Below are 22,983 nucleotides of genomic sequence, written 5' to 3'. Positions count from 1 at the left end.
TGCATTCTTGCGTTGTCAGAACATAGTGCGCATCTAGCTTCCGTGCAATTAACACAGGAGTCTCCCATGCGCGCCGTCGCTTATAAAACGCCCCAACCGATTTCCGCCGAGACCTCGCTGATCGATGTCGAACTGCCGATGCCGGAGGCCAAGGGTCAGGATCTGCTCGTCGAAATAAAGGCCATTTCGGTCAATCCCGTCGATGTGAAAGTCCGCGCCCATTCGGCGCCACCCGCTGACGAGCTCAAGGTGCTCGGCTGGGACGCCGCCGGTATCGTCAAAGCCGTTGGCGCAGAGGTCACGCTGTTCCGGCCAGGCGACGAAGTATTCTACTCCGGCGTCATCAGCCGTCCGGGCAGCAATGCCGAATTCCATCTCGTCGACGAGCGCATCGTCGGCGCCAAACCGAAGAACCTCGATTTCGCGGCCGCGGCCGCCCTGCCGCTGACCTCGATCACAGCCTACGAAGCCCTGTTCGACCGGCTGAAGGTACAGGACGCAGTTTCGGGAGCGGCACGCTCCATCCTGATCGTCGGTGGCGCTGGCGGCGTCGGCTCGATCGCCATCCAGATCGCCCGGGCGCTGACCGATCTCACCGTGATCGCCACCGCGTCGCGGCCGGAAACGCAGGATTGGGTAAAGGGACTCGGTGCGCATCACGTCGTCGACCATTCCAAACCGATCGCGCCACAGGTGGCAGCGCTCGGCATCGGCGCGCCGGGATTCATCTTCTCGACCACCAATACCGACAGCCATATCGGCGACATCGTCGAAGCGATTGCGCCGCAGGGCCGCTTCGCGCTGATCGACGACCCGAAGACGCTCGACATCGTGCCCTTCAAGCGCAAAGCCATCTCCGTTCATTGGGAACTGATGTTCACCCGCCCGCTCTACGGCACGCCTGACATGATCGAGCAGCACAAGCTGCTGAACAAGGTTTCCGAGCTCGTCGACGCCGGAAAGATTCGCACGACGCTTTCGGAGATCGTCGGGCCGATCAATGCTGCCAATCTCAAGAAGGCGCATGCCATGGTCGAAAGCGGCAGGATGAAGGGCAAGGCGGTGCTTGCAGGATTCTGAGATCGCCAGCATGGCCGGTATTTTTTCGGAACCGCAAGGTCATGCAAACCATCCGCCCGGAATGCCGCATCGCGGGGTGCGACATTCTGGCGTTAAGCATTGACCCCGCTTGACTTTTTCCGCATTCGGGACCACCTAGCAAACACGTGGCCGACACCTGTCAGCCACGGATTTCAACGGAGCCATCTTCACGATGCCAAGCGACAGTAGCAGTCGATTGCCTTTGCCGTACGCGGCCCTCGTGCGCTGACCGACTCCTGTCGGCTCGCCCGATCGGACGCTACGGCGGATCGACGGAAAGGCGAGCCTCACATGAATATCAATCGCTTCCCTCTTCGGGCAGGCCATGCCGCCCGTGCCTTCATCAACAACAGCCGCGGCGCAACGATCGCCGAACGCGTCGATGCGTTGAACGCGCTCGCCGTCCAGGATGCCGGGCGTGTGCTGTCCGGCATGCCGCTGGACTATGCCGTCAACATTCTCGACCGGCCGGAGCTTCGCAACGCTGCACAGATCCTTGCACTGATCAGCGCGGAGGACGCCGCACGGCTGCTGCACGGCATGTCCAACGACCGCGTCGCCGACGTGCTGCTCGAACTCGACGGCGAGACTCGCGCCCGGCTGTTCTCCAGCCTCGACGAGCCGGTGCGCATCGCGATCCAGCACCTGATGGGCTATCCGCCACGCACGGCCGGCGGCATCATGACGACGGAGTTCGTCAGCGTGCCTGACAGCTGGACAGTTGCCCAGACGCTCGACCATGTGCGCCAGGTCGAACGCTCGCGCGAGACCGTCTATGCTATCTACGTGCTCGACGAGATCAGCCACGCGCTCATGCATGTGGTGACGCTGCGCCGGCTCATCACCGGCGAGCCGGAGGCTTCGATCCTCACGGTGGCGCAGAAGGGTGCGCCGGTTTCGGCCGACCCGCTGATGAAGCAGGAAGATGTCGCCCGGCTGATCCGCAAGCACGACCTGCTCGCCCTGCCCGTCATTGACGAACATGGGCAGGTGCTCGGCATCGTCACCGTCGACGACGTGATCGACACGATGATATCGGACACGACGGAAGCCGCCCAGAAGTTCGGCGGCATGGAAGCCCTCGGCCAGCCCTACATGAAGATCAGCTTCGCCGGCATGATCCGCAAGCGCGCCGGCTGGCTCGCCGCGCTCTTCCTCGGCGAAATGCTGACGGCAAGCGCCATGCAGCATTTCGAAGGCGAGCTGGAAAAGGCCGTGGTGCTGACGCTGTTCATCCCGCTGATCATGAGCTCCGGCGGCAATTCCGGTTCGCAGGCGACCTCGCTGATCATCCGGGCCCTGGCGCTCGGCGAGCTGAAGCTTTCCGACTGGTGGAAGGTGCTGTTGCGCGAGCTGCCGACCGGCATCGTGCTCGGCGCGATCCTCGGCCTGGTCGGCTTCGTCCGCATCGTCTTCTGGCAGTCGGCCGGGCTCTACGATTACGGCCCGCACTGGCAGATGGTCGCCGTCACGGTATTCGCCGCCTTGATCGGGATCGTCACCTTCGGCTCGATCTGCGGCTCGATGCTGCCCTTCGTGCTGCAGAAACTCCGGCTCGATCCGGCCAGCGCCTCGGCCCCCTTCGTCGCCACGCTGGTCGACGTCACCGGGCTCGTCATCTACTTCTCGGTGGCGCTGCTCATCCTCAGCGGAACGCTGCTGTAGCGCCCAAAACGGCAAGCCCGAGGAGAATTATTTCCCCTCGGGCAGCTTCAACGGGCCATGCGTCTTGATGCTGCGGATGGCGAAGTTGGAGCGGATGTCGCTGACATTCGGCAGCGTCAGCAGCGTTTCCGTCAGAAGCCGTTCGTAGGCGGCGAGATCCTCCACCACCACTTCGGCGAGGAAATCGGCCGTGCCCGAAATCAGGAAGCAGGAGACGATCTCGGGGATGGCGAGCAGCGCCTTCTGCTGCGCCTCGGAATTTTCGCGGCTGTGATGGACGACCTTGAATTCGACGAAGACGGTCAAGCCGAGACCGACCTCCTTGCGATCGATATCGGCCGTATAGCCGCGGATGACGCCGGAGCGTTCGAGATTGCGGATGCGGCGCAGGCAGGGCGACGGTGAAAGGTTCACCTTCTCGGCGATCTCGACATTGGTGGCGCGCGCATCCTCCTGCAGGCACTTCAGGATGGCAATATCGAATTTATCGAGATTTGGCATTTTCGCGATCCCTGTCGGCACGGATTGGCAGAAGATTGCGTCTAGCATGATTTTAGAGCCAGAGATAGCAAGGACATGCCCTGCCCTCTAGCGCTAGTCTTTTCTCAACCGGAGAGGCTCCGGACGAGAGAAAGGACAGGACGATGACCACCATTGCATTTACGAACGACAAGTCGCCGTCGCAGGCGTTGGGCTATGTCAGCGGCACTCTGACCGTGTTGATCTGGGCGACATGGTTTCTCGTCACCCGCCACAGCGCCGCAACGCCACTCGGCTCGATCGACATCGGACTGATCCGCTTCGGAATTCCGGCGCTGGTGCTTGCACCCGTCTGGCTGAAGACGGGACTGCTGCCGAAGGCCCTGCCGCTCCACCTGCTGGCGATCATGGTCGCCGGTTCCGGCGCCGTCTTCTTCCTGCTGACCACGCTGGCAATCCATTCGACGCCCGCCGCCTCTTCAGGCATTCTGCTCGGCGGCTCGATGCCGCTCGCTGCGGCGCTGATCGGCATTGCGCTGTTTCGCGAAAGACCTGACAGCACGCGCATCGCCGGGCTCGCCGCGATCATCGCCGGCGTACTGATCCTGCTGACGCAGAGCCTTGCGGACGCCTCGCTGCCCTGGACGAGCTTCGTGCTGCTGCCGGCCGGCGCCGTTTTGTGGGCAAGCTATACACATGCCTTCCGCCGCTCCGGCCTGACCGCCGTACAGGCGAGCGCCCTGATCGCCGTCTGGTCCTTCCTGATCATGGGCGCGCTTGCCCTTGTCTTCGGCATCTCACTGCCGCAGGCTTCTCTCCCGGATATCGGCCTGCAGGTGCTGAGCCAGGGCATTCTGTCCGGCCTGATCGCCATGCTGGCTTATGGCACCGCCGTCAGAACACTCGGCGGAACGCAGGCCGCCGCCTTCACGGCGCTGACACCGGTGCTCGCAACCCTCGGCGGCGGATTCCTGCTCGGCGAAGCGATCGGCATCACCGAAATCAGCGCCGCGGTGATCACCGGCATCGGGGTGGCGCTTTCGACGGGTATTGCCGCGCCGCGCCATTGACCATCAGCGGGAACCAACACGTCAACAGCCGCCGACAGCGATCGCTGCGGCGGCTTTTTCAGCAGACATATTGCTCAAGCCTGGATGACGACGACCCTGGCGCCGACCTCGACGCGGCTATAGAGGTCGATCACGTCGTGGTTCATCATGCGGATGCAGCCGCTCGACATGGCAAGCCCGATCGATTGCGGCTGGTTGGTGCCATGAATGCGGAAATGCGTGTCGCCGCCGCCGCGATAGAGATACATCGCCCGCGCACCGAGCGGGTTGTTCGGGCCGCCCGGCATGCCGCCGGCAAGCTTGCGATAACGCTCTTCGCGGCGCTGCATGTTTTCGGTCGGCGTCCAGCTCGGCCACTCGGCCTTGCGGCCGATATAGGCGTCGCCGGCAAAGGCCAGCCCCTCGCGGCCGACGCCCACCCCATAACGCACTGCCCTGCCGTCGCCGAGGACATAGTAGGCGCGGCGCGCCGGGGTATCGACCACCACTGTGCCGGCAGCGTGTGTGGTTTCATAGGCCACTTCCTGGCGGCGGAGCTCCGGCTTGATCTTGTCGATCGGCACCTGCTTCAGCGGAAATTTTTCTTCCGGAAGTGCGGCGTAATTGGTCTGGCTGTTCAGGCCGGTCGAAGAGCAGCCGGCGACAAAAAGCGGCAGAGCGATCAGAAAGCCCCGGCGGGAGATCGTCATGAATGTGTCCTTAGTGCGTCAACATGATGTCGCAAGCTAAGGAAATTATGGTTAACGAACGACTAACGACGGCCCGCAATAAGCGATCACGAAGGCGTCAGCACGTGAAAATTGTCGGCAGCGGGGATAATCCGCCTCACATATTCGGATAGACCGGCCCCTCGCCGCCCTGCGGCGGCACCCAGTTGATGTTCTGGTTGGGGTCCTTGATGTCGCAGGTCTTGCAGTGCACGCAGTTCTGGGCGTTGATGACGAAGGTGTCCTGCCCGTCCTTCTCCACCCACTCATAGACGCCGGCCGGACAGTAGCGTGTCGACGGGCCGGCATAGATATCGTGCTCGGAACGCTTCTGCAGGCCCATGTCCTTGACCTTGAGATGCACCGGCTGGTCTTCCTCGTGATTGGTGTTCGAAAGGAACACCGAGGACAGCCGGTCGAAGGTCAGGACGCCATCCGGTTTCGGATAGGCGATCGGCTTGTGCATCGAGGCAGGCTCCAGGCTCTGCGCATCGGTCTTGCCGTGTTTCAGCGTGCCGAAGACGGAAAAGCCGAACAGCGTATTGGTCCACATGTCGAAGCCGCCGAGCGCCACACCGAGGGCGGTGCCGAACTTCGACCACAGCGGCTTGACGTTCCTCACCCGCTTCAGGTCGCGGCCGATGTCGCCCTGGCGCCATTCGCTCTCGATCTCGGCGACCTCGTCATGGCTGCGGCCTGCTTCGATCGCCGCCGCCAGCTTCTCGGCCGCCAGCATGCCCGACAGCACCGCATTGTGGCTGCCCTTGATGCGCGGCACGTTGACGAGACCGGCCGAACAGCCGATCAGCGCCCCGCCGGGGAAGGTGAGCTTCGGCACCGACTGGTAGCCGCCCTCGGTGATGGCGCGCGCCCCATAGGACAGCCGCTTGCCGCCCTCGAAAGTGGTGCGGATCGCCGGATGCGTCTTGAAGCGCTGGAATTCCTCGAAAGGATAGAGATAGGGGTTCTTGTAGTTCAGATGGACAACGAAGCCGACCGCCACCAGATTGTCTTCCAGGTGATAGAGGAAGGAACCGCCGCCGGTCTTCATGCCGAGCGGCCAGCCGAAGGAGTGCTGCACCAGGCCAGGCCGGTGATGCTCGGGCTTGACCTGCCAGAGTTCCTTGATGCCGATGCCGAACTTCTGCGGTTCACGATCCTTCTGCAGATCGAACTTGGCGATCAGCTGCTTGGCGAGCGAGCCGCGCACGCCCTCGCCGATCAGGGTATATTTGCCGAGCAGCTCCATGCCGCGGGTATAGTTGGGTCCAGGCTCGCCGTTCTTCTCGATGCCCATGTCGCCGGTGGCAACGCCGATCACCGCGCCTTCGTCATTGTAGAGCACTTCGGTGGCGGCAAAGCCCGGATAGATCTCGACGCCGAGTTCTTCGGCCTTGCTCGCCAGCCAGCGACAGACGTTGCCGAGCGAGACGATGTAATTGCCGTGATTGTTCATCAGCGGCGGCATCAGCACATTCGGCAGGCGAACAGAGCCGGCCGGGCCGAGCAGCAGGAAGTGATCGGCGCTGACCTCGGTCTTGAACGGGTGCCCCTCCTCCTCACGCCAGCCGGGCAGCAGCCGGTCGATGCCGATCGGATCGACGACGGCGCCCGACAGAATATGCGCCCCGACCTCAGAGCCCTTCTCCAGCACGACGACCGAGAGCTCCGGATTGACCTGCTTCAGCCGGATCGCCGCCGCAAGACCGGCCGGACCGGCGCCGACGATCACAACGTCGAATTCCATGCTCTCGCGTTCGGGCAGATCAGTCGTCTCGGTCATTCACTCGTCTCCGCTTGGCCGCACGCGGCCGTCATCCCCGTCATGGCACTTTCTTGTCAAAACAAGAAAGCATTGTCGAGCCGGGATACGACAGCCAATCTTCCAATTCGCACAATGATATGCCTCACCAGTCAGAGTTATATAACGTTTACGTTAACGTCAATTATCAAACGCCACCAACCCGGCGACATTCCCTTTCCTTTTCCGCCGCTTGCGCCTTATACATCGCTGGAAAAATATCGGAGGATATCATGGATCTCGGCATCACAGGCAAACGGGCGCTTGTCCTCGCCTCCTCGCGCGGCCTCGGCCTCGGCATCGCCGTGGCGCTGGCGCGGGAAGGCGCGAACGTGCTGCTCTGCGGGCGCAGCGGCGAACAGCTGGAAGCCAATTGCAAGGCGATCAACAGCGAAGGCAAAGGCCGGGCCGACTGGATCTGGGCCGATCTCGGCGACGAACGCTTCGTCGAGATGGCGACGACGGCGGTGAAGGAAAAGTTCGGCGGGCTCGATATCCTCGTCAACAATACCGGCGGACCGACGCCGGGCACGACGGAGGAGATGACGGGCGAAAAGCTCGAGACCTATTTCTTCTCCATGGTCGCCCGCGTGATCACGCTCACCAACGCGCTGCTGCCCGGCATGAAGGCGCAGGGCTGGGGCCGCATCCTGACGGTTGCCTCATCCGGCGTGATCGAACCGATCGCCAATCTGGCGCTGTCGAATACGCTGCGCCCCGCCCTTGCCGGCTGGAGCAAGACGCTTGCCTCCGAAGTCGCAGGCTTCGGCATCACCACCAACCTGCTCCTGCCGGGCAGCATCCTGACGGCACGGCTCGACGATCTCGATGGGGCTGCGGCTAAGCGAACGGGCAAGAGCCTCGAGGAAATCCGCGCCGACAAGGAAGCGCGCATTCCGGTCGGCCGCTACGGCAAGGTGGAGGAATTTGCCGCAACGGCTGCCTTCCTGTGCAGCCAGCCGGCAAGCTACATCACCGGCTCGCTCATCCGCTGCGACGGCGGCGCAGCACGGTCCGTCTGACCATCGCCTCTCAGCCGACGCGGGCGGCCGCCGCCCATGTCGCCACACTTCGGATCATCTGTTCGACGTTCGCCGGATCGTCCGCCAGTTCGGCGAGTTCGGAAAGGCGATGGAAACCCGTCAGGATCGCAATGCGCCGCCGGTCGAGCCTGCGTCCGGTCAGCATTTCATATGCCGATACGATGCGGGCGGTCAGATCGGGCGAGATGAAGTTCGAATAGATGAATTCCTGGTGCAACGGGCCAAAGCCTGAATCGGCAAAATCATAAATGCCGTTCAGCCGCTTTTGCCTATGGTCGAAGGCCATGTTCCAGCCATGGCCGTCGAAGAAGCCGTAGATGCTGCCAAAAGGATCGGGCGGCAAGGCTTCGAAATCGGAAATGATGGCCTGGGCAAAGCTCTTGATGTCCGGCGGCAGCAGCGGCAAGGCCCTCGTTCGCACGGCCTCCGGCGATTGCCATGGCTGAATGGGGCCGGCACCGGCCGAGCGCAGCCGATCGGCATCGAGCACGTGCAACTCGGCGTAAAAACGGGCGAGATCTTCTGCGAGGTGCTGACGATCGCCTTCGCGAAGCGCGTCGTAATCTTCGGCAATGAGATGCTCGCCGTCGAGCTTGGCATGGCTGGAGAAGATCGGCGGCCCGTCATGAATGCGCATGTCTGGAACCGCCATCGACAGCGACGGACGAACGATGTCGAGCAAGGCGGCTTCCTTCTGAAGCGCTCTCTCCGCGCCGAGATTGCGGGGAAACTTGAAGATCAGCGTGTCATCGACGTCGACCGCCATCGAATCCCAGCCCTTCGCCGCCAGCTTGAAGACGGAGGCCGTGAGTTCAGGAAATACGCTTGTGATGAGGGAGCGAAACTCGCTGGCATCCAACTCAGTCATGACGACCTGCCTTCTCTGGTTTTTTCCCGTGTTCTTCCCGCGCGATGGACGGCATGCAGATCGACATTATCGCCGGGCAAACCGCCTGCGCATCGGCCATCGGGTTACACTGGATCTATATTAGTATAGTTTGAATATTACGGAATATTCATTACAAAAATTTAAGCCGTTATAACCACTTAGTGATCGCGCTCCGGGAATTATGTCTTTTTTGCGCCGCAATATAAGCGGCTCAATCAGAGCATAAAATTCGCAACCTTGCCCCCGCAACCTTGCCCAAAGACCGGTCTCGCCCATGAAGAAATTTTGGATCACCGTCAGCGTTATCGCAGTTGCCGCCGTCGGCGTCTGGCAATTCGGGAATCTAATCCCTTATGCCTCCCGCATCCCCTACCTCTCGCAGTTCATCAAGCAGCCGGCAGCCGGCCATGGCGGCGGGCAGCAGGCCGATCAGGCGCAAACCGATCAAGCGCAGAACGGTGGGCAACATCAGGGCGGTGGGCGCAGACGCGGCGGTGGTGGCCCGACCGTCGTCAAGACAGTCGCAGCGGTGAAAACGACGCTGCCGACGGATGTGACCGCTTCGGGCTGGGCCGATGCCGACGACAATACGACCATCGCCGCCCAGGAACAGGGCCTGATCGTCAGCATCAATGCGCAGGATGGGGCGACCGTCAAAGCCGGCGACCTGATCGCCAAGCTGGACGACCGGACGGCCAAGGCGGCTGTCGACAAGGACAATGCGATGATCGTGCGCGACACGGCCACCCTGTCGGAATCCGAGACCGCATTGACGCGCGCGCAGGATCTCTTCAACCAGAAGGCCGGGACCCAGCAGAGCCTCGACCAGGCGGTCGCCGCCCGCGACACCGCCGCTGCCACCGTCGATGCCGACAAGGCCGCGCTTGCCTCCGATCAGATCATCCTCGAGAACACCGACATCCGCGCTCCCTTCGACGGCCGGCTCGGCGATATCGCCATCAGCAAGGGCGCCTTCCTCAATGCCGGCTCGGCAATCGTCACCATCGCGAAATACGATCCGATCTATGTGAAATTCCACCTGCAGGAGCGCTATCTGCGTGAGCTGAAGAAAGCTCTGGCAGCCGGTCCGGTCGAGGTCAGCACCGCGCCCAGTTCCGCCAAGGGCCAGGTCAGGAAGGGCGAGATCAGCTTCTACGACAACACCGTCGACACGGCATCGGGCACGATCCTCGCCAAGGCGAAATTCGAGAATGCTTCCGGCGCTCTCTGGCCCGGCCAGTCGGTCAACATCGTGGTGCATTTCAACAACGACGAACAGCAGGTGGTGGTGCCGACGGTTGCCGTCAGCCCCGGTCCCGAGGGTTTCTTCGCCTTCGTCGCCAAGGACGGCAAATCGCATCTGACCCCCGTCACCATCGCCCGCGCAAATGGCGGCTTCACCGCCATCGAATCCGGCCTTCAGGCTGGCGACCATGTCGTCGTCGAGGGCCAGGGCCAGTTGAGCGACCAGCAGGCGATCAACGAGCAGTTCGACGAAAAGACGCTTGATGTCGCCTCCGCCGAAGAGCCTCGGCAGCAGCAGTCCGAGACGATCACGGTCGGAGCTGAGCAATGATCCCCAATTTCTGTATCCAGCGCCCTGTCGCGACGACGCTGCTTGCCATCGGCGTCATTCTGGCCGGCCTTGCCGGTTATCAACTCGTGCCGGTCGCGGCCCTGCCGCAGGTCGACTTTCCCACCATCAACGTTTCTGCGCAGTTGAGCGGCGCCTCGCCGCAGACGATGGCGACGTCGGTTGCGACGCCGCTGATCAAGCAGTTCGAGACCATTCCCGGGATCAGCGAAATCAGCGCCTCCAGTTCGCTCGGCAGCACCAGCATCGTGCTGCAGTTCGACCTCAACCGTGATATCGACGCGGCCGCAGCCGACGTGCAGGCGGCAATCTCGCATGCGACCCGGCAACTGCCCGACAACCTGACCACGCCGCCGAGCTATCGCAAGACGAACCCGGCCGATGCGCCGGTCATGCTGCTCTCGGTGCAGAGCAACACCATGCCGCGCAGCAAGCTCGACGAGATCGCCGAGGACATCATCTCGCCATCGCTTTCCACGCTTCCCGGCGTTGCCCAGGTCAGCGTCTATGGCGCCCAGACCTACGCCGTGCGCGTCGAGGTCGACCCCAACAAGCTTTTGACCCGCGGCATCGGCATCGACACCGTCAACAAGGCGCTTGCTGCCGCCAACAGCCAGCAGCCAGTGGGAACGCTGCAGAACAATTCGCAGAGCATGACCATTACGGCGAATACGCAGCGCATTAACGCGGAACAGTTCCGCTCGCTGGTCATTGCCAATCCGAACGGCGCGCCGATCCACCTTGGCGATATCGCCGATGTGCAGGACAGCGTCGAGAACCAGTATACCGGCAGCTGGTATGACGGCCAGCGCGGCATCATCCTCGCCATCCAGCGCCAGCCCGATGCCAACACGGTCGATGTCGTCGATGCGATCAACGCCAAGCTGCCGCAGCTTCACGCCGAAATTCCGCCTTCGGTCAACACCGTTGTCATGAACGATGCGGCAAAACCCATTCGCGCCGCCATTGCCGACGTGAAGTTCACGCTGCTCCTGACGATTGGTCTCGTCGTTCTCGTCATCTACCTCTTCACCGGCCACGCCACCGCAACGATCATTCCGGGACTTGCCGTTCCGCTGTCGCTGATCTCGACCTTCGGCATGATGTATGTGCTCGGCTACAGCATCGACAACATTTCGCTCCTGGGGTTGACGCTCGCGGTGGGGCTGGTGGTGGACGACGCGATCGTCATGCTCGAAAACATTCTGCGCCATGTCGAGGAAGGCATGCCGGTGCGGGAAGCGGCGATCAAGGGTGCGGGCGAAGTCAGCTACACCATCATTTCCATGTCGGTTTCGCTCATCGCCGTCTTCATCCCGATCCTGCTGATGGGCGGCGTCGTCGGCCGCGTGTTCAACGAATTCGGCATGGTGGTCGCCATCGCCATCATCTCGTCGGCCATCGTCTCGCTGACCGTGACACCCATGCTCGGCTCGCGTCTCTCCAACAATCACAGCCGCCCGCCGCTGCTCATCCGCATCTTCGATGCCGGCTTCGAGCGGACGCTCAACGGCTACGACCGGGCGGTCGGCTGGTGCCTTCGACATCGCCTGACCATCCTCGGGATTTTCCTCGGCTCGGTGGCGCTGACGGTCTATTTCTTCATGACGCTGCCGACGAGCTTCTTTCCGCAGGAGGATATCGGCCGCCTGACGATCAGCACGCAGGCCCGGCAGGATATTTCCTATTCCGCCATGGAGGCGCTGCAGCAGCAGGCGGCAGCCGCCGTCAAGGCCAACCCGGCGGTCAACCACGTGATGTCGACGATCGGCGGCAACCCGAACAAACCGCAGAACAACGGCTCGATGTTCGTCGAACTCAAGGACAAGAAAGAGCGCCCGCCGCTTGACCAGACGCTGCGCGAACTGCGCACGGCGATCAACAAGATACCTGGCCTGCAGGCCTTCGTGACGCCGAACCAGAGCCTGCGCTTTGGCGGCCGCCAGACCGCCAGCCAGTATCAGCTGGTGGTGCAGGCGCTGAGTGCCGATCAGACCAACCTCTGGGCCGGCAAGATCCAGGCGGCGATGCGCAAGGACCGGCTGTTCACCGACGTGACGTCGGACGCCCAGAACAACGCGCTGCAGGCCAATATCGTCATCGATACCGAGCGGGCAGCAGCCTACGGTATCGACAACGACACGCTGCGCACGACGCTGCAGGAATCCTTCAGCGGCTATTCAGCGGCGGAAATCCAGTCGACCGGCGACAGCTACGACGTGATCGTCGAATACGACACCAGCAAACCCTGGGACGACCAGAAGCTCTCGGAGATCCGTGTCGCCTCGTCCAATGGCAGCCTGGTGCCGCTTTCGAACTTCGCGCATGTCCAGCGCACCACCGGCCCGGTCACCATCAACCAGACGGGCCAGTTGGTCTCGACCACCGTTTCCTTCAACCTGCCGGAAGGCGTCTCGCTCAGCGATGCGACGGCGGCGATCGATCAGATCAAGAAGGACATCGCCACGCCGGCCGACGTCTTCACCTCCTATGGCGGCACGGCTGAGATCTTCGAGCAGTCGCAGGGCAATACGCCCTATCTGATCCTGGCGGCCATTCTGACAATCTATGTCGTGCTCGGCGTGCTCTATGAAAGCTTCATCCATCCGCTCACCATCCTCTCCGGCCTGCCGGCCGCCGCCTTCGGTGCGCTGCTGGCTCTGAAGATCATGGGCTTCGACCTGTCGATCATCGCCCTTATCGGCCTGTTGATGCTGATCGGCATCGTCAAGAAGAACGCGATCATGATGATCGACGTGGCGGTGGAGACCATGCGCACGACCGGAGAAAAGGCGACAGCGGCGATCCACGAGGCCTGCGTGCGACGCTTCCGACCGATCATGATGACGACCTTCTGCGCCCTGCTCGGCGCCCTGCCGATCGCGCTCGGCACCGGCGCAAGCTCGGAGCTGCGCCAGCCTCTCGGCATCGCCGTCGTCGGCGGCCTTGTTGTCTCGCAGATGCTGACCCTGTTCATCACCCCCGTCATCTTCGTCGAGATGGACCGCTTCGGAAACTACCTCGGCCGGCTGATGGGCCAGAAGAAGGTCGAGGAGCCGAAGGTGCAGGAGGTAAGGGCGATGGCTGCCGAGTGATGACGGCCCTCTGAGTTCGGCGTTGCCGATCAGCCCTTGCGGCGCACTTCTTCTTCCAACCGGGAGAGGAAGTGCGCCGCGATCACATCAACTTCCACTCCTCTTGAATGTGTCACGCCTCTGTGGCATCACCCGCCCTCCTTGATCCGGGCGTTCGTTCGCCCTTGCGGAGTAAAGCTCCGTCTCCAATAACAATCGACATGAAGAGGTGCGGGCATGGCTCAGGCGCTGGGTTTCGACTTCGGCACGACGAATACGGTTCTCGCCCTGGCGGATGGCGGGGCGACGCGCTCGATGGCGTTCACGAGCACGGAAGGCACGGCCGACAGCATGCGCACGGCGCTTTCCTTCATGAAGGATGCACAGCTCGGCGCATCAGCGCTGAAGGTGGAGGCGGGCCATGCGGCGATCCGGCAGTTCATCGACAATCCCGGCGAATGCCGCTTCCTGCAATCGATCAAGACCTTTGCGGCGAGCGCCCTGTTCCAGGGCACGCTGATCTTCGCCAAGCGGCATAATTTCGAAGATCTGATGGAGATCTTTATCAGGCGCCTGCGCAACTATGCCGGCGACAACTGGCCTTCTCAAGTCAGCCGCATCGTCACCGGCCGTCCGGTGCATTTTGCCGGCGCCAGCCCCGATCCGGCCCTGGCAACCGAGCGCTACAACGAGGCGCTGTCGCGCTTCGGCTTCCCAGAAATCCACTATGTCTACGAGCCGGTCGCCGCCGCCTTCTACTTCGCGCAGAACCTGAAGCAGGACGCCACCGTGCTAGTCGCCGATTTCGGCGGGGGCACGACCGACTATTCGCTGATCCGCTTCGAGACCGTTGCCGGCAAGCTGACGGCAACGCCGATCGGCCATTCCGGCGTCGGCGTCGCCGGCGACCATTTCGACTACAGGATGATCGACAACATCGTCGCGCCGCTGATCGGCAAGGGCAGCCATTTCAAGAGCTTCGACAAGATTCTCGAAGTGCCGTCCAACTACTATTCCAGCTTCGGCCGCTGGAACCAGCTGTCGATCTTCAAGACCACGCGCGAATTCGAGGATCTGAAGAAGCTGGTGCGCACCAGCCTGGAACCGGAAAAGCTCGAAATCTTCATCGACCTCATCGACCATGACGAGGGCTATCCGCTCTATCAGGCGGTGTCGGCGACGAAGATGGCGCTCTCGGCCTCGGAAGAGGCGCCTTTCGATTTCGCACCGCTCGGTCGCGGCGGGCGTCGCAGCATCAAGCGCAGCGACTTCGAGGGCTGGATCGCCGAGGATCTCGCCCGCATCGAAGGTGCACTCGACGACGTGCTCGAGAAGACCGAGACGAAGCCCTCGGAGATCGACAAGGTGTTCCTGACCGGCGGTACCTCCTTCGTACCGGCGGTGCGCCGCATCTTCACCGAACGCTTCGAGCGCGACCGGATCGAAAGCGGCGGCGAGCTGTTGTCGATCGCCCATGGCCTGGCGCTGATCGGCGAACGCGACGACATCGGGCAATGGACTGTGCAATAGCACTGACAAGGGCCTGCAATCCGTCGCCTGCCCTTTCAATGCCACTGTCTCTCCGCTAAACCTGTCGCATGATCTCCGCCAACGACCTTTCCCCCGCCGAGCTTGCGGCACTTCTGCATTTCCATGCGGATGCCGGCGTGGAATGGCTGCTGGAAGAAGAGGCGATCGACCGCTTCGCCGAGTTCGAGGCGATGAAGGCCGCCCGCCGCCCGGCGGCGACACAGGCGCAGCAGCAACAGCCGCCCGCCGGCGAACGCCAGACACCGCCGCGTCCGAATGCAGCGGCGCGCCCGGCGCCTGCCGAACGCGCAGCGTCCGGCCCGCAGCCTGCCATTCCGGATGGCGAGGCGGTGCAGCAGGCGCGTTTCGTCGCCGAAACTGCGCGATCGCTCGCAGAGCTCAAGACCGCGATCGAAGCCTTCAACGGCTGCAATCTCAAGCACAGCGCCCGCTCGACGATTTTTGCCAGCGGCGATGTCGAAAGCGGGATCATGGTGATCGGCTCGGCGCCGAGCGCCGAAGACGATCGTGAAGGTGTGCCCTTCTCGGGAAAATCCGGCCAGCTGTTCGACAAGATGCTGGCGGCGATCGGGCTGACGCGCTCGACCGTTCTGCTGACGCAGGTCATCCCCTGGCGGCCACCTGGCAATCGTGCGCCGTCGGCGGCGGAAATGGACATATGCCGCCCGTTCATCGAACGGCAGATCGCGCTTGCCGAACCCAAGGCGATCCTACTGCTCGGCAATTTTTCGGCGCGTTTCTTCTTCGGCGAAAACGACACGATTCACGGCCTGCGCGGCCGTTGGAAGGAGATTGCGGTTGCGGACTGTGTCATTCCTGCCATAGCCAGCCTGCATCCGCAGGATCTATTAACCGCACCTGTCAACAAGCGGCTGGCCTGGAACGACCTGCTGGCCTTTCAAGCAAAGCTTAAGTCCCTCTCTTTGCTTAGAAATTAGTCAATGTTGAATATTTTATGAATCAAGCCATGCACCTTTCGCATGGCTGCATCCCGCCGTGACGCATTGCGAAATCAATGCTGCATCGCAATATGAAGATGTGTCTTGGGAGGAATCACAGGAACCAAGGCCATGAACAAGCGTTTTCGTCCTATCCATTGCGGGTTTGAAACCCTTCGCCTCGCCGGCGACCATGTTCGCTCCACTCAGGGCTACAGCCGTTACGGCTTTGCCACGAACGAACAGATGATTGCCCGCGGCACCGGCATCAACAGCCGCACGGCGCGCCCCGACGCGATTTTCTCGGACTTCCAGCAATATTGAGCGGCAGCCGCCGACAGCCGCTGCGCGTCTTCGGACGCGCAAAGGATGCTGTCGCACCTCGAATTGCCGCCCTTTCGTATCAAGAGTAACGCCAATGTCGACGATCCTGATATCGCTTTTGCGCAACATCGAAACCTTCGAGCATATCCGCGTCGCCGTCTGCGCCGCGCGGGAATATGAGCGGGAGCTTTCCGTCAAGCCGGCTGATGGCGGCGAGCGTATTGGCGCAGGCGCTGCGGCGATCGTTCTCTGATCAGCCGGCCATATCCTCGATCTGGGCTTTCGCCCATTCGAAAGCTTCGTCGACATAGGCGAACTTGACCGACTGCCAGGCGCAATATTCCTCGACGAAATCCCGCGATATCCAAAGGTGCGTCTTGCGCGGCTCGTCATACCAACCGACGCAACCGCGCTGCGCCGCCTTTGCCAGCACACGCTGCAGATGGGTGCGCGACATCATGAAATCGGCAGCGAGCGCCCGGGTTTCGACGCGGCCGACGGAAAACCTGTCCGGCTCGCGGCTTTCTATATCCATCCGGGCGATGAAGTTGTCGACGACGAGGCCGCCGGCTTCCGTCCAGAGGAACAGTGCCACCTGCTCCGGCGGCTCGCGCCAGGCGGCATCTTCCAGGCAATGGCGGGCGATGCGCGGCTGAACGAGCCGCATCAAGGATGGGTTTGCCTGGAAAAAGACTGCCCTTTGACCGCCGTCGAGCAGATCGAGCGCAGCGAGATTGCCGAGAATCCAGGCAAACATCGCCTGATGGCTGACATCGGCCGGCTCGAAATGACGTGGCCGCCGCCGCTCGTCGCCGGGCGTGTGGACAATGAAGCGGTAGGTAAAGAGCTCTTCGATGAAGGCGAGCACGGTGTTACGGCTCGCCACCTTGTGCCCGGTGATGCGTCCTGTCAGCCGGACGGCGGTGAAACCCGAGGTCGGGTCGCGCGGATCATATTCCAGGTTGAGGGCATAGGCCGTCTGGGTCAGAAGCCAGCGCTGATGCGAGGCGAGCAGTCGCGCCAACCGCGGACCGGCATCGAACATGCCGCGCATCTGCCCAGCCAAAAAGCGGATGCTCATCAGAAAGGAAGGGTTCCCCGCCAATTGCGCCGCTGTGAATGTCATTATGCTTTTCTCCACCTCCGCTCGCAGGCCAGCGTTCGGAGCAACGACACCGAGAGCTCCTCCGGCATCAGCGGCCATTCAAACATGCACAGCTTGGAATAAATGATACTCTCTCATCTTCAACAATCACATTCCGCAGGCCGGTGGTATCCCAAGAATTCACCATTCTTTTCATGCTTTGAGAGCAAGCATCAAGCGTGGACAATCCCCGCGTTAAAACCTTCGATATCATGTGCTTGCGGGTGTCAGGCTTGCGGCGTCGAGGCCTTGCGCGCCTCTCTCTGTTCGATGCCGAGCTGATGCTCGCGATAGATGATGAAGATGCCGGCGCCGATGACGATAGCGGTGCCGATCAGCATGGTCACACTCGGCACATCGCCGAAGACGAAATAGGCGACGATGCCGCCGAGCAGGATCGAGGTATATTCGAACGGCGCGATGGTGGAGACGTCGGCATGGCGGTAACTTTCCGTCAGCAGGATCTGCGCGACACCGCCGCAAAAGCCGGCGGCGATCAGGTAGAGCGCCGAGGGCCACGGCAGGAGGAGCCAGCCGAAGGGAAGAGAAGCCAGCGAGAAGACCGATGCGGTGATCGAGAAATACAGCACGATCGTTGCCGTCTTCTCCTCCTCGACGAGGCGGCGCACCTGGATCATCGCCATGCCGCCGAGAACGGCCGAGAGCAGCACGCAGAGCGCGCCGACGGCCTGTTCCGCTTCCATGCCGCCGTTGCGAAACAGTGTGAGTTTCGGCCAGGAGATGATGGCGACGCCGACGATGCCGACCAGGACGGCGCTCCAGCGATAGATACGCACGGTCTCGCCGAGAAAAACCGCAGCGAAGACGACGGCGACGAGCGGCAGGGCGTAGCCGAGCGCAATCGCCTCCGGCAGCGGCAGATGCAGCAGGCCATAGAAACCGAAAGCCATCGACATGATGCCGATCGTGCCGCGCTTGAGGTGACCGATCGGATTGGACGTGTAGAAGGCGGCGCGCAACTGTCCAATATAGGCGAGGTAGGCCATGATCGGAAAGAGCGCGAAGAAGGACCTGCAGAAGGTGACCTGACCCGGCGGGATGTCTGAGCCGGCCAGCTTGATGAAGGTCTGCATGGCCAGGAAGACCACGACCGACGAGACTTTCAGCGCAATGCCTCTCATCGGGTTTCTGAGAACCGAGTGCATGATCCTGGCTCTTATATCGACTTAAGCGGAATGGGGAGACGCGTTCGACTCGGGAACGCAATGGATGACATCTGCCATCGTAGCGAAAGAAAATCCCGATGGGCGAAAAAACCGCAAGCCACGCATGAGAATCATAAAATCGCGTTCGGCCACAGGCGCAACCGTGCCTCAACCGCGCCACCGCCATTAAATCTTTCTGTCTTGAGCCGTTTCACCCTAAAATGTTCACCGCTGACCGCTCGGCGTTAACCAATTGAAAACCATAGGCAAGCATCGTTTGTGGCTTATCCCGAAATTTTCTTCGCCACAAACAATTGCCCGTTCCTGCCAGGATCATTTTGATGAAGCCGCTTAGCGCCGAAACCATTGCCCAGTCGCAGAATGCGACTCCGCGCTCGATGCGCGTCGTCACCGACGGCATCAGCACCGACCTCGAGCGGTTCAGCGCCGACAACACGCATATCGTCAAGCAGATCAAGCTGCTGGCGATCAATGCGCTGATCGAGGCAGCAAGGGCCGGCGAGACCGGAAAGGGCTTTGCCGTCGTTGCCAACGAGGTGCAGCGGCTGGCGCAGATCGCAACCGACATTACCGGCCGGTTCGAGAGCAACGTGCTCGGCCGCATCGGCCTCAGCCGCGCCATGGCGGATTCGCTGGTCGAGGAGATGGAAGGCGTTCGCCTCACCGATCTGGCGCAGACGCTGGTGCAGCTCATTGTCCGCAATCTCTTCGAGCGCACGGCCGATGTGCGCTGGTGGGCGACGGACCCGGCGCTCTGGCAGGCGCTGCACAACCCGGACCGGGAAACCGTCGCCTTTGCGGCGGAGCGTCTCGGCGCCATCAACCGCTTCTACACCGTCTATCTCGATCTCGTCATGACCGATCTCTCGGGCAAGGTGATCGCGTCGGCCAATCCCAAGTTCCAGCGCAAGATCGCCGGCACGAGCCTTGCCGGCGATCCGTGGTTCCGCGCCGCATCGGGCTGCGCTTCCGGCGACGCCTACATTGTCGACGAGGTCAAAGCGAGCCCGCTGCACGACAACAGGCATGCGCTCGTCTATGCCACAGGCATCCGCGAAGAGGGCAAGCTCGACGGACGGCTGATCGGCACGCTCGGCGTCTATTTCGACTGGCAGAACCAGGGCCAGGCGATCGTCGAGAAAGAGGCGAACCTGCCGCCGCAGCTGGCGGAAAGAACGACGGTCATGCTGCTCGACGGCAAGAGCCGGGTCATCGCCACCACCAATCCTGCCGTGCTGTTTTCCCATTTCGTGCTCGCCAACCCGTCCGGCCAGTCAAAAGGCAGCTACTACGACAATAACGGTTCGATCGTCGCCTTCGCGCGTACGCTCGGCTATGAGGATTATGACGGGCTCGGCTGGTACGGCGTCGTCGTGCAGCAGACCGAAAACGACGCGACAATCAAGGCTGCGCTCAATCTTAAGTAGAGCCCCTCCCCCTGGCGACCTCGTTCATCAGCCCCAACAAGGTATTTTGCCCGCGAACTTCGCGTTCGCGGGCAATTTGCTTTAACTTTAGTTCAGACTTTAATGTAATCATGCCCGGCAAAATTTATGGCAGAGTGCGCCCGCCTCTGTATTCCGCGGTTGTCTAATAACGGTCTTCAGGAAACACCATGCGAACAGATACCGGCCAGGTCATTCATCTGGCAGATTACCGTCCCACCGACTTCGTGCTGGAACGCGTGGACCTCACTTTCGAGCTCGACCCGACGGAGACAAAGGTCGAGGCGCGACTGATCTTTCATCGTCGCCCGGGCGCCGATCTCAAAGCGCCGATCGTCCTCGACGGCGATGAGCTGGCTCTGTCGGGACTGCTGTTCGACCAGGTGGAGCTGGAGCCTTCGCGCTACGACGCAACACCGGAAAGCCTGACGGTGCGCGACCTGCCGGAGAGCGCGCCCTTCGAACTGACGATCACCACGATCATCAACCCTGAAGCCAATACCCAGCTGATGGGCCTTTACCGCACCGGCGGCATCTACTGCACGCAATGCGAGGCGGAGGGTTTCCGCCGCATCACCTATTTCCCCGACCGGCCCGACGTGCTGGCGCCGTTCACCGTCAACATCATCGCCGACAAGGACGCCAACCCGCTGCTGCTGTCGAACGGCAACTTCCTCGGCGGCGCCGGCTACGGCCCCGGCAAACATTTCGCCGCCTGGTTCGACCCGCATCCGAAGCCGAGCTATCTCTTCGCCCTCGTCGCCGGCGATCTCGGCGTCGTCGAAGACACGTTCACCACCATGTCCGGCCGCGAGGTGGTGCTGAAGATCTATGTCGAGCACGGCAAGGAGCCGCGCGCGGCCTATGCCATGGACGCGCTGAAACGCTCGATGAAGTGGGATGAAGAGCGGTTCGGACGTGAATACGACCTCGACATCTTCATGATCGTCGCCGTCTCCGACTTCAACATGGGAGCAATGGAGAACAAGGGCCTCAACGTCTTCAACGCCAAATACGTGCTCGCCGATCCCGAGACCGCGACCGATGCCGACTATGCCAATATCGAGGCGATCATCGCACATGAATATTTCCACAACTGGACCGGCAACCGCATCACCTGCCGCGACTGGTTCCAGCTGTGCCTCAAGGAAGGGCTGACGGTCTATCGCGACCACGAATTCTCGTCCGACCAGCGCTCGCGCCCGGTCAAGCGCATTGCCGAAGTGCGCCATCTCAAATCGGAGCAGTTCCCGGAAGATAGCGGCCCGCTGGCGCATCCGGTGCGGCCGACGAAATATCGCGAGATCAACAATTTCTACACGACGACCGTCTATGAAAAGGGCAGCGAAGTCACGCGCATGATCGCGACTTTGCTCGGCAAGGACGGCTTCAAGAAAGGAATGGATCTCTACTTCGACCGCCATGACGGCCAGGCGGTGACGATCGAGGATTTCGTCAAATGCTTCGAGGATGCGAGCGGGCGCGATCTCACGCAATTCTCGCTCTGGTACCATCAGGCCGGCACGCCGCTCGTCACCGCATCGGGCAGCTATGATGCGGCAGCCGGCAGCTTCTCCCTGTCGCTCGAACAGATGATCCCGGCAACGCCCGGCCAGCCGCGCAAGGAGCCGATGCATATTCCGCTCAGCCTGGCGCTGTTTGGCGAAAACGGCGGCAAGATCGAACCGACCGCGGTCGACGGTGCGGAATATGCCGGCGAGGTGCTGCATCTCACCGGCCGCACCCAGACGGCGGTGTTCCATGGCGTTGGCTCGCGGCCGGTCGTTTCGATCAACCGCAGCTTCTCGGCGCCGATCAACCTGCATTTCGATCAGAGCCCGGCCGACCTTGCCCGTCTCGCCCGCCATGAGACCGATCATTTCGCTCGCTGGCAGGCGCTGACCGATCTGGCGCTGCCGAACCTCCTGAAAGCGGCGCGCGACGCCCGCGAGGGCAAGCCAGTCGTCTGCGAGGCGACTTTCGTCGAGGCGCTGATTGCGGCAGCGGCCGACGAGAGCCTCGAACCTGCCTTCCGCGCCCAGGCGCTGGCTCTGCCGAGCGAATCCGATATCGCCCGCGAACTCGGCGGCAACAACGATCCCGATGCCATCCATGCCGGCCGGCAGGCGATCCTGAACCAGATCGCCGATGCCGGAAAGGACGTCTTTGCCGGCCTTTACGCGGCGATGACGACGTCAGGCGATTTCAGCCCGGATGCGAAAAGCGCCGGCCTGCGGGCGCTGCGCAATACCGCCCTCACCTACCTCTCGCATGCCGAACAGACTCCGGCCCGCGCCAAGGCCGCCTTCGATGCGGCCAACAACATGACCGATCTCAGCCATGCGCTGACGATCCTCGCCCATCGTTTCCCTGACAGCGCGGAGACCAGCGAGGCGCTGGCACGTTTCCGCGACCGCTTCACGGACAATGCGCTGGTCATCGACAAATGGTTCGCGATCCAGGCCGGCATTCCCGGCGCAAAAACCCTGGAGCGGGTCCTCGCCCTGATGGACGACCCGCTGTTCAAGCGGACCAATCCGAACCGCGTGCGTTCGCTGGTCGGCACCTTCGCCTTTACCAATCCGACCGGTTTCGGCCGCGCCGACGGCGAAGGCTATCGCTTCCTCGCCGGTCAGATTCTCGATATCGACGAGCGCAACCCCCAGCTTGCCGCCCGCATTCTCACTTCGATGCGCTCCTGGCGCTCGCTGGAACCGGTGCGGGCCGATCACGCCCGCTCGGCGCTGACCGAGATCGAGCAGTCGGCCGATCTTTCGACCGACGTGCGCGATATCGTCGAGCGCACGCTTAAAGGGTAGTTTTGATTCGACTGGCCGCTGACGAAAACTCGGCGGCCGGCCGCCGATCGGTTCGAATCGTCTGAAAAGCACAAAATTATAAATAGTTAACGGATTTTTACCTTTGCCTCTGGACAAGGCGAATCACCCATGATTCTCTAAGTCAGGTTCG

18 protein-coding genes are annotated in these 22,983 nt (G+C 62.0%); 12 read left to right on the top strand and 6 right to left on the bottom strand.

Annotation, left to right across the window (positions count from 1 at the left end; all coding sequences use genetic code 11):
* Positions 1 to 66 precede the first annotated feature (66 nt).
* Both NE851_RS16955 and mgtE read left to right on the top strand, forming a co-directional pair.
* Positions 67 to 1,080 (top strand): zinc-binding alcohol dehydrogenase family protein, encoded by a 1,014-nt coding sequence (locus tag NE851_RS16955; protein WP_097623063.1) that lies wholly within the window; start codon positions 67 to 69, stop codon positions 1,078 to 1,080.
* A gap of 312 nt (positions 1,081 to 1,392) precedes the next feature.
* A complete protein-coding gene (mgtE, locus tag NE851_RS16950; protein WP_063474203.1) occupies positions 1,393 to 2,766 on the top strand; it encodes a magnesium transporter in 1,374 nt (457 codons plus the stop codon).
* Between the two features lie 27 nt (positions 2,767 to 2,793).
* Here mgtE and NE851_RS16945 read toward each other — a convergent pair whose 3' ends face one another.
* On the bottom strand, positions 2,794 to 3,315 hold the full coding sequence (locus tag NE851_RS16945) for an Lrp/AsnC family transcriptional regulator (protein ID WP_174824460.1): 522 nt from the start codon (positions 3,313 to 3,315) through the stop codon (positions 2,794 to 2,796).
* A 95-nt stretch (positions 3,316 to 3,410) separates the two neighbouring features.
* Here NE851_RS16945 and NE851_RS16940 point away from each other — a divergent pair, with 95 nt between their 5' ends.
* Complete coding sequence (locus NE851_RS16940; protein ID WP_097623064.1) at positions 3,411 to 4,316, top strand: DMT family transporter; 906 nt, start codon at positions 3,411 to 3,413, stop codon at positions 4,314 to 4,316.
* A 74-nt stretch (positions 4,317 to 4,390) separates the two neighbouring features.
* Here NE851_RS16940 and NE851_RS16935 read toward each other — a convergent pair whose 3' ends face one another.
* Positions 4,391 to 5,005 carry a L,D-transpeptidase gene (locus tag NE851_RS16935; protein ID WP_047616146.1) on the bottom strand — a complete coding sequence of 205 codons (615 nt, stop codon included), beginning with the start codon at positions 5,003 to 5,005 and terminating at the stop codon, positions 4,391 to 4,393.
* Positions 5,006 to 5,141: 136 nt separating this feature from the next.
* Positions 5,142 to 6,806, bottom strand: coding sequence for an electron transfer flavoprotein-ubiquinone oxidoreductase (locus NE851_RS16930; protein ID WP_254961679.1), 1,665 nt, complete (start codon positions 6,804 to 6,806; stop codon positions 5,142 to 5,144).
* A gap of 251 nt (positions 6,807 to 7,057) precedes the next feature.
* Between NE851_RS16930 and NE851_RS16925 the strand changes: the two genes are divergently transcribed.
* Positions 7,058 to 7,846, top strand: coding sequence for an SDR family oxidoreductase (locus tag NE851_RS16925; protein ID WP_047616141.1), 789 nt, complete (start codon positions 7,058 to 7,060; stop codon positions 7,844 to 7,846).
* 10 nt (positions 7,847 to 7,856) lie between these two features.
* On the opposite strand, the gene NE851_RS16920 is transcribed toward NE851_RS16925, so the two are convergent.
* Positions 7,857 to 8,735 (bottom strand): phosphotransferase family protein, encoded by an 879-nt coding sequence (locus tag NE851_RS16920; protein WP_063474868.1) that lies wholly within the window; start codon positions 8,733 to 8,735, stop codon positions 7,857 to 7,859.
* Positions 8,736 to 9,030: 295 nt separating this feature from the next.
* Here NE851_RS16920 and NE851_RS16915 point away from each other — a divergent pair, with 295 nt between their 5' ends.
* The 6 genes from NE851_RS16915 to NE851_RS16890 all read left to right on the top strand — a co-directional run bounded on the left by NE851_RS16915 (position 9,031) and on the right by NE851_RS16890 (position 16,490).
* Positions 9,031 to 10,332, top strand: a complete 1,302-nt coding sequence (locus NE851_RS16915) for an efflux RND transporter periplasmic adaptor subunit (protein ID WP_097623066.1) — start codon at positions 9,031 to 9,033, stop codon at positions 10,330 to 10,332.
* Positions 10,329 to 13,445, top strand: coding sequence for an efflux RND transporter permease subunit (locus tag NE851_RS16910; protein ID WP_047616136.1), 3,117 nt, complete (start codon positions 10,329 to 10,331; stop codon positions 13,443 to 13,445). Before NE851_RS16915 ends, NE851_RS16910 begins: the two co-directional genes overlap by 4 nt.
* Positions 13,446 to 13,661: 216 nt before the next feature.
* Positions 13,662 to 14,954: an Hsp70 family protein gene (locus NE851_RS16905; protein ID WP_047616135.1), complete on the top strand. Its 1,293-nt coding sequence runs from the start codon at positions 13,662 to 13,664 to the stop codon at positions 14,952 to 14,954.
* Between the two features lie 68 nt (positions 14,955 to 15,022).
* On the top strand, positions 15,023 to 15,913 hold the full coding sequence (locus NE851_RS16900; RefSeq protein ID WP_047616132.1) for a uracil-DNA glycosylase: 891 nt from the start codon (positions 15,023 to 15,025) through the stop codon (positions 15,911 to 15,913).
* A 132-nt stretch (positions 15,914 to 16,045) separates the two neighbouring features.
* Positions 16,046 to 16,237: a hypothetical protein gene (locus NE851_RS16895; protein WP_047616129.1), complete on the top strand. Its 192-nt coding sequence runs from the start codon at positions 16,046 to 16,048 to the stop codon at positions 16,235 to 16,237.
* 94 nt (positions 16,238 to 16,331) lie between these two features.
* Complete coding sequence (locus NE851_RS16890) at positions 16,332 to 16,490, top strand: hypothetical protein (protein WP_164736006.1); 159 nt, start codon at positions 16,332 to 16,334, stop codon at positions 16,488 to 16,490.
* Here NE851_RS16890 and NE851_RS16885 read toward each other — a convergent pair whose 3' ends face one another.
* Entirely contained in the window at positions 16,491 to 17,363 is an 873-nt protein-coding gene (locus tag NE851_RS16885) for a hypothetical protein (protein ID WP_048338623.1), read from the bottom strand.
* Between the two features lie 245 nt (positions 17,364 to 17,608).
* Positions 17,609 to 18,547, bottom strand: coding sequence for a DMT family transporter (locus NE851_RS16880; RefSeq protein WP_097545380.1), 939 nt, complete (start codon positions 18,545 to 18,547; stop codon positions 17,609 to 17,611).
* A 341-nt stretch (positions 18,548 to 18,888) separates the two neighbouring features.
* Here NE851_RS16880 and NE851_RS35215 point away from each other — a divergent pair, with 341 nt between their 5' ends.
* Positions 18,889 to 19,995, top strand: a complete 1,107-nt coding sequence (locus NE851_RS35215; RefSeq protein WP_097623067.1) for a methyl-accepting chemotaxis protein — start codon at positions 18,889 to 18,891, stop codon at positions 19,993 to 19,995.
* 188 nt (positions 19,996 to 20,183) lie between these two features.
* Positions 20,184 to 22,832, top strand: coding sequence for an aminopeptidase N (pepN, locus tag NE851_RS16870; protein ID WP_097623068.1), 2,649 nt, complete (start codon positions 20,184 to 20,186; stop codon positions 22,830 to 22,832).
* Positions 22,833 to 22,983 lie beyond the last annotated feature (151 nt).

The sequence above is a fragment of the Rhizobium anhuiense bv. trifolii genome (assembly GCF_024346605.1).
GTDB classification, from domain to species: Bacteria; Pseudomonadota; Alphaproteobacteria; order Rhizobiales; family Rhizobiaceae; genus Rhizobium; species Rhizobium anhuiense.
Note: the sequence above shows the minus strand (reverse complement) of the source record. Positions and strands in the feature narration are given on the sequence as shown.

Bases quoted from the DNA above. Each gene is read 5' to 3' on its own strand.
- NE851_RS16945 (WP_174824460.1), bottom strand. From the start codon at position 3,315: ATGCTAGACGCAATCTTCTGCCAATCCGTGCCGACAGGGATCGCGAAA.
- NE851_RS16930 (WP_254961679.1), bottom strand. From the start codon at position 6,806: ATGACCGAGACGACTGATCTGCCCGAACGCGAGAGCATGGAATTCGAC.
- NE851_RS16880 (WP_097545380.1), bottom strand. From the start codon at position 18,547: ATGCACTCGGTTCTCAGAAACCCGATGAGAGGCATTGCGCTGAAAGTC.
- NE851_RS16890 (WP_164736006.1), top strand. From the start codon at position 16,332: ATGTCGACGATCCTGATATCGCTTTTGCGCAACATCGAAACCTTCGAG.
- pepN (WP_097623068.1), top strand. From the start codon at position 20,184: ATGCGAACAGATACCGGCCAGGTCATTCATCTGGCAGATTACCGTCCC.
- mgtE (WP_063474203.1), top strand. From the start codon at position 1,393: ATGAATATCAATCGCTTCCCTCTTCGGGCAGGCCATGCCGCCCGTGCC.
- NE851_RS16940 (WP_097623064.1), top strand. From the start codon at position 3,411: ATGACCACCATTGCATTTACGAACGACAAGTCGCCGTCGCAGGCGTTG.
- NE851_RS16895 (WP_047616129.1), top strand. From the start codon at position 16,046: ATGAACAAGCGTTTTCGTCCTATCCATTGCGGGTTTGAAACCCTTCGC.
- NE851_RS16905 (WP_047616135.1), top strand. From the start codon at position 13,662: ATGGCTCAGGCGCTGGGTTTCGACTTCGGCACGACGAATACGGTTCTC.
- NE851_RS16885 (WP_048338623.1), bottom strand. From the start codon at position 17,363: ATGACATTCACAGCGGCGCAATTGGCGGGGAACCCTTCCTTTCTGATG.
- NE851_RS16900 (WP_047616132.1), top strand. From the start codon at position 15,023: ATGATCTCCGCCAACGACCTTTCCCCCGCCGAGCTTGCGGCACTTCTG.
- NE851_RS16955 (WP_097623063.1), top strand. From the start codon at position 67: ATGCGCGCCGTCGCTTATAAAACGCCCCAACCGATTTCCGCCGAGACC.
- NE851_RS16915 (WP_097623066.1), top strand. From the start codon at position 9,031: ATGAAGAAATTTTGGATCACCGTCAGCGTTATCGCAGTTGCCGCCGTC.
- NE851_RS16935 (WP_047616146.1), bottom strand. From the start codon at position 5,005: ATGACGATCTCCCGCCGGGGCTTTCTGATCGCTCTGCCGCTTTTTGTC.
- NE851_RS16925 (WP_047616141.1), top strand. From the start codon at position 7,058: ATGGATCTCGGCATCACAGGCAAACGGGCGCTTGTCCTCGCCTCCTCG.
- NE851_RS35215 (WP_097623067.1), top strand. From the start codon at position 18,889: ATGAAGCCGCTTAGCGCCGAAACCATTGCCCAGTCGCAGAATGCGACT.
- NE851_RS16920 (WP_063474868.1), bottom strand. From the start codon at position 8,735: ATGACTGAGTTGGATGCCAGCGAGTTTCGCTCCCTCATCACAAGCGTA.
- NE851_RS16910 (WP_047616136.1), top strand. From the start codon at position 10,329: ATGATCCCCAATTTCTGTATCCAGCGCCCTGTCGCGACGACGCTGCTT.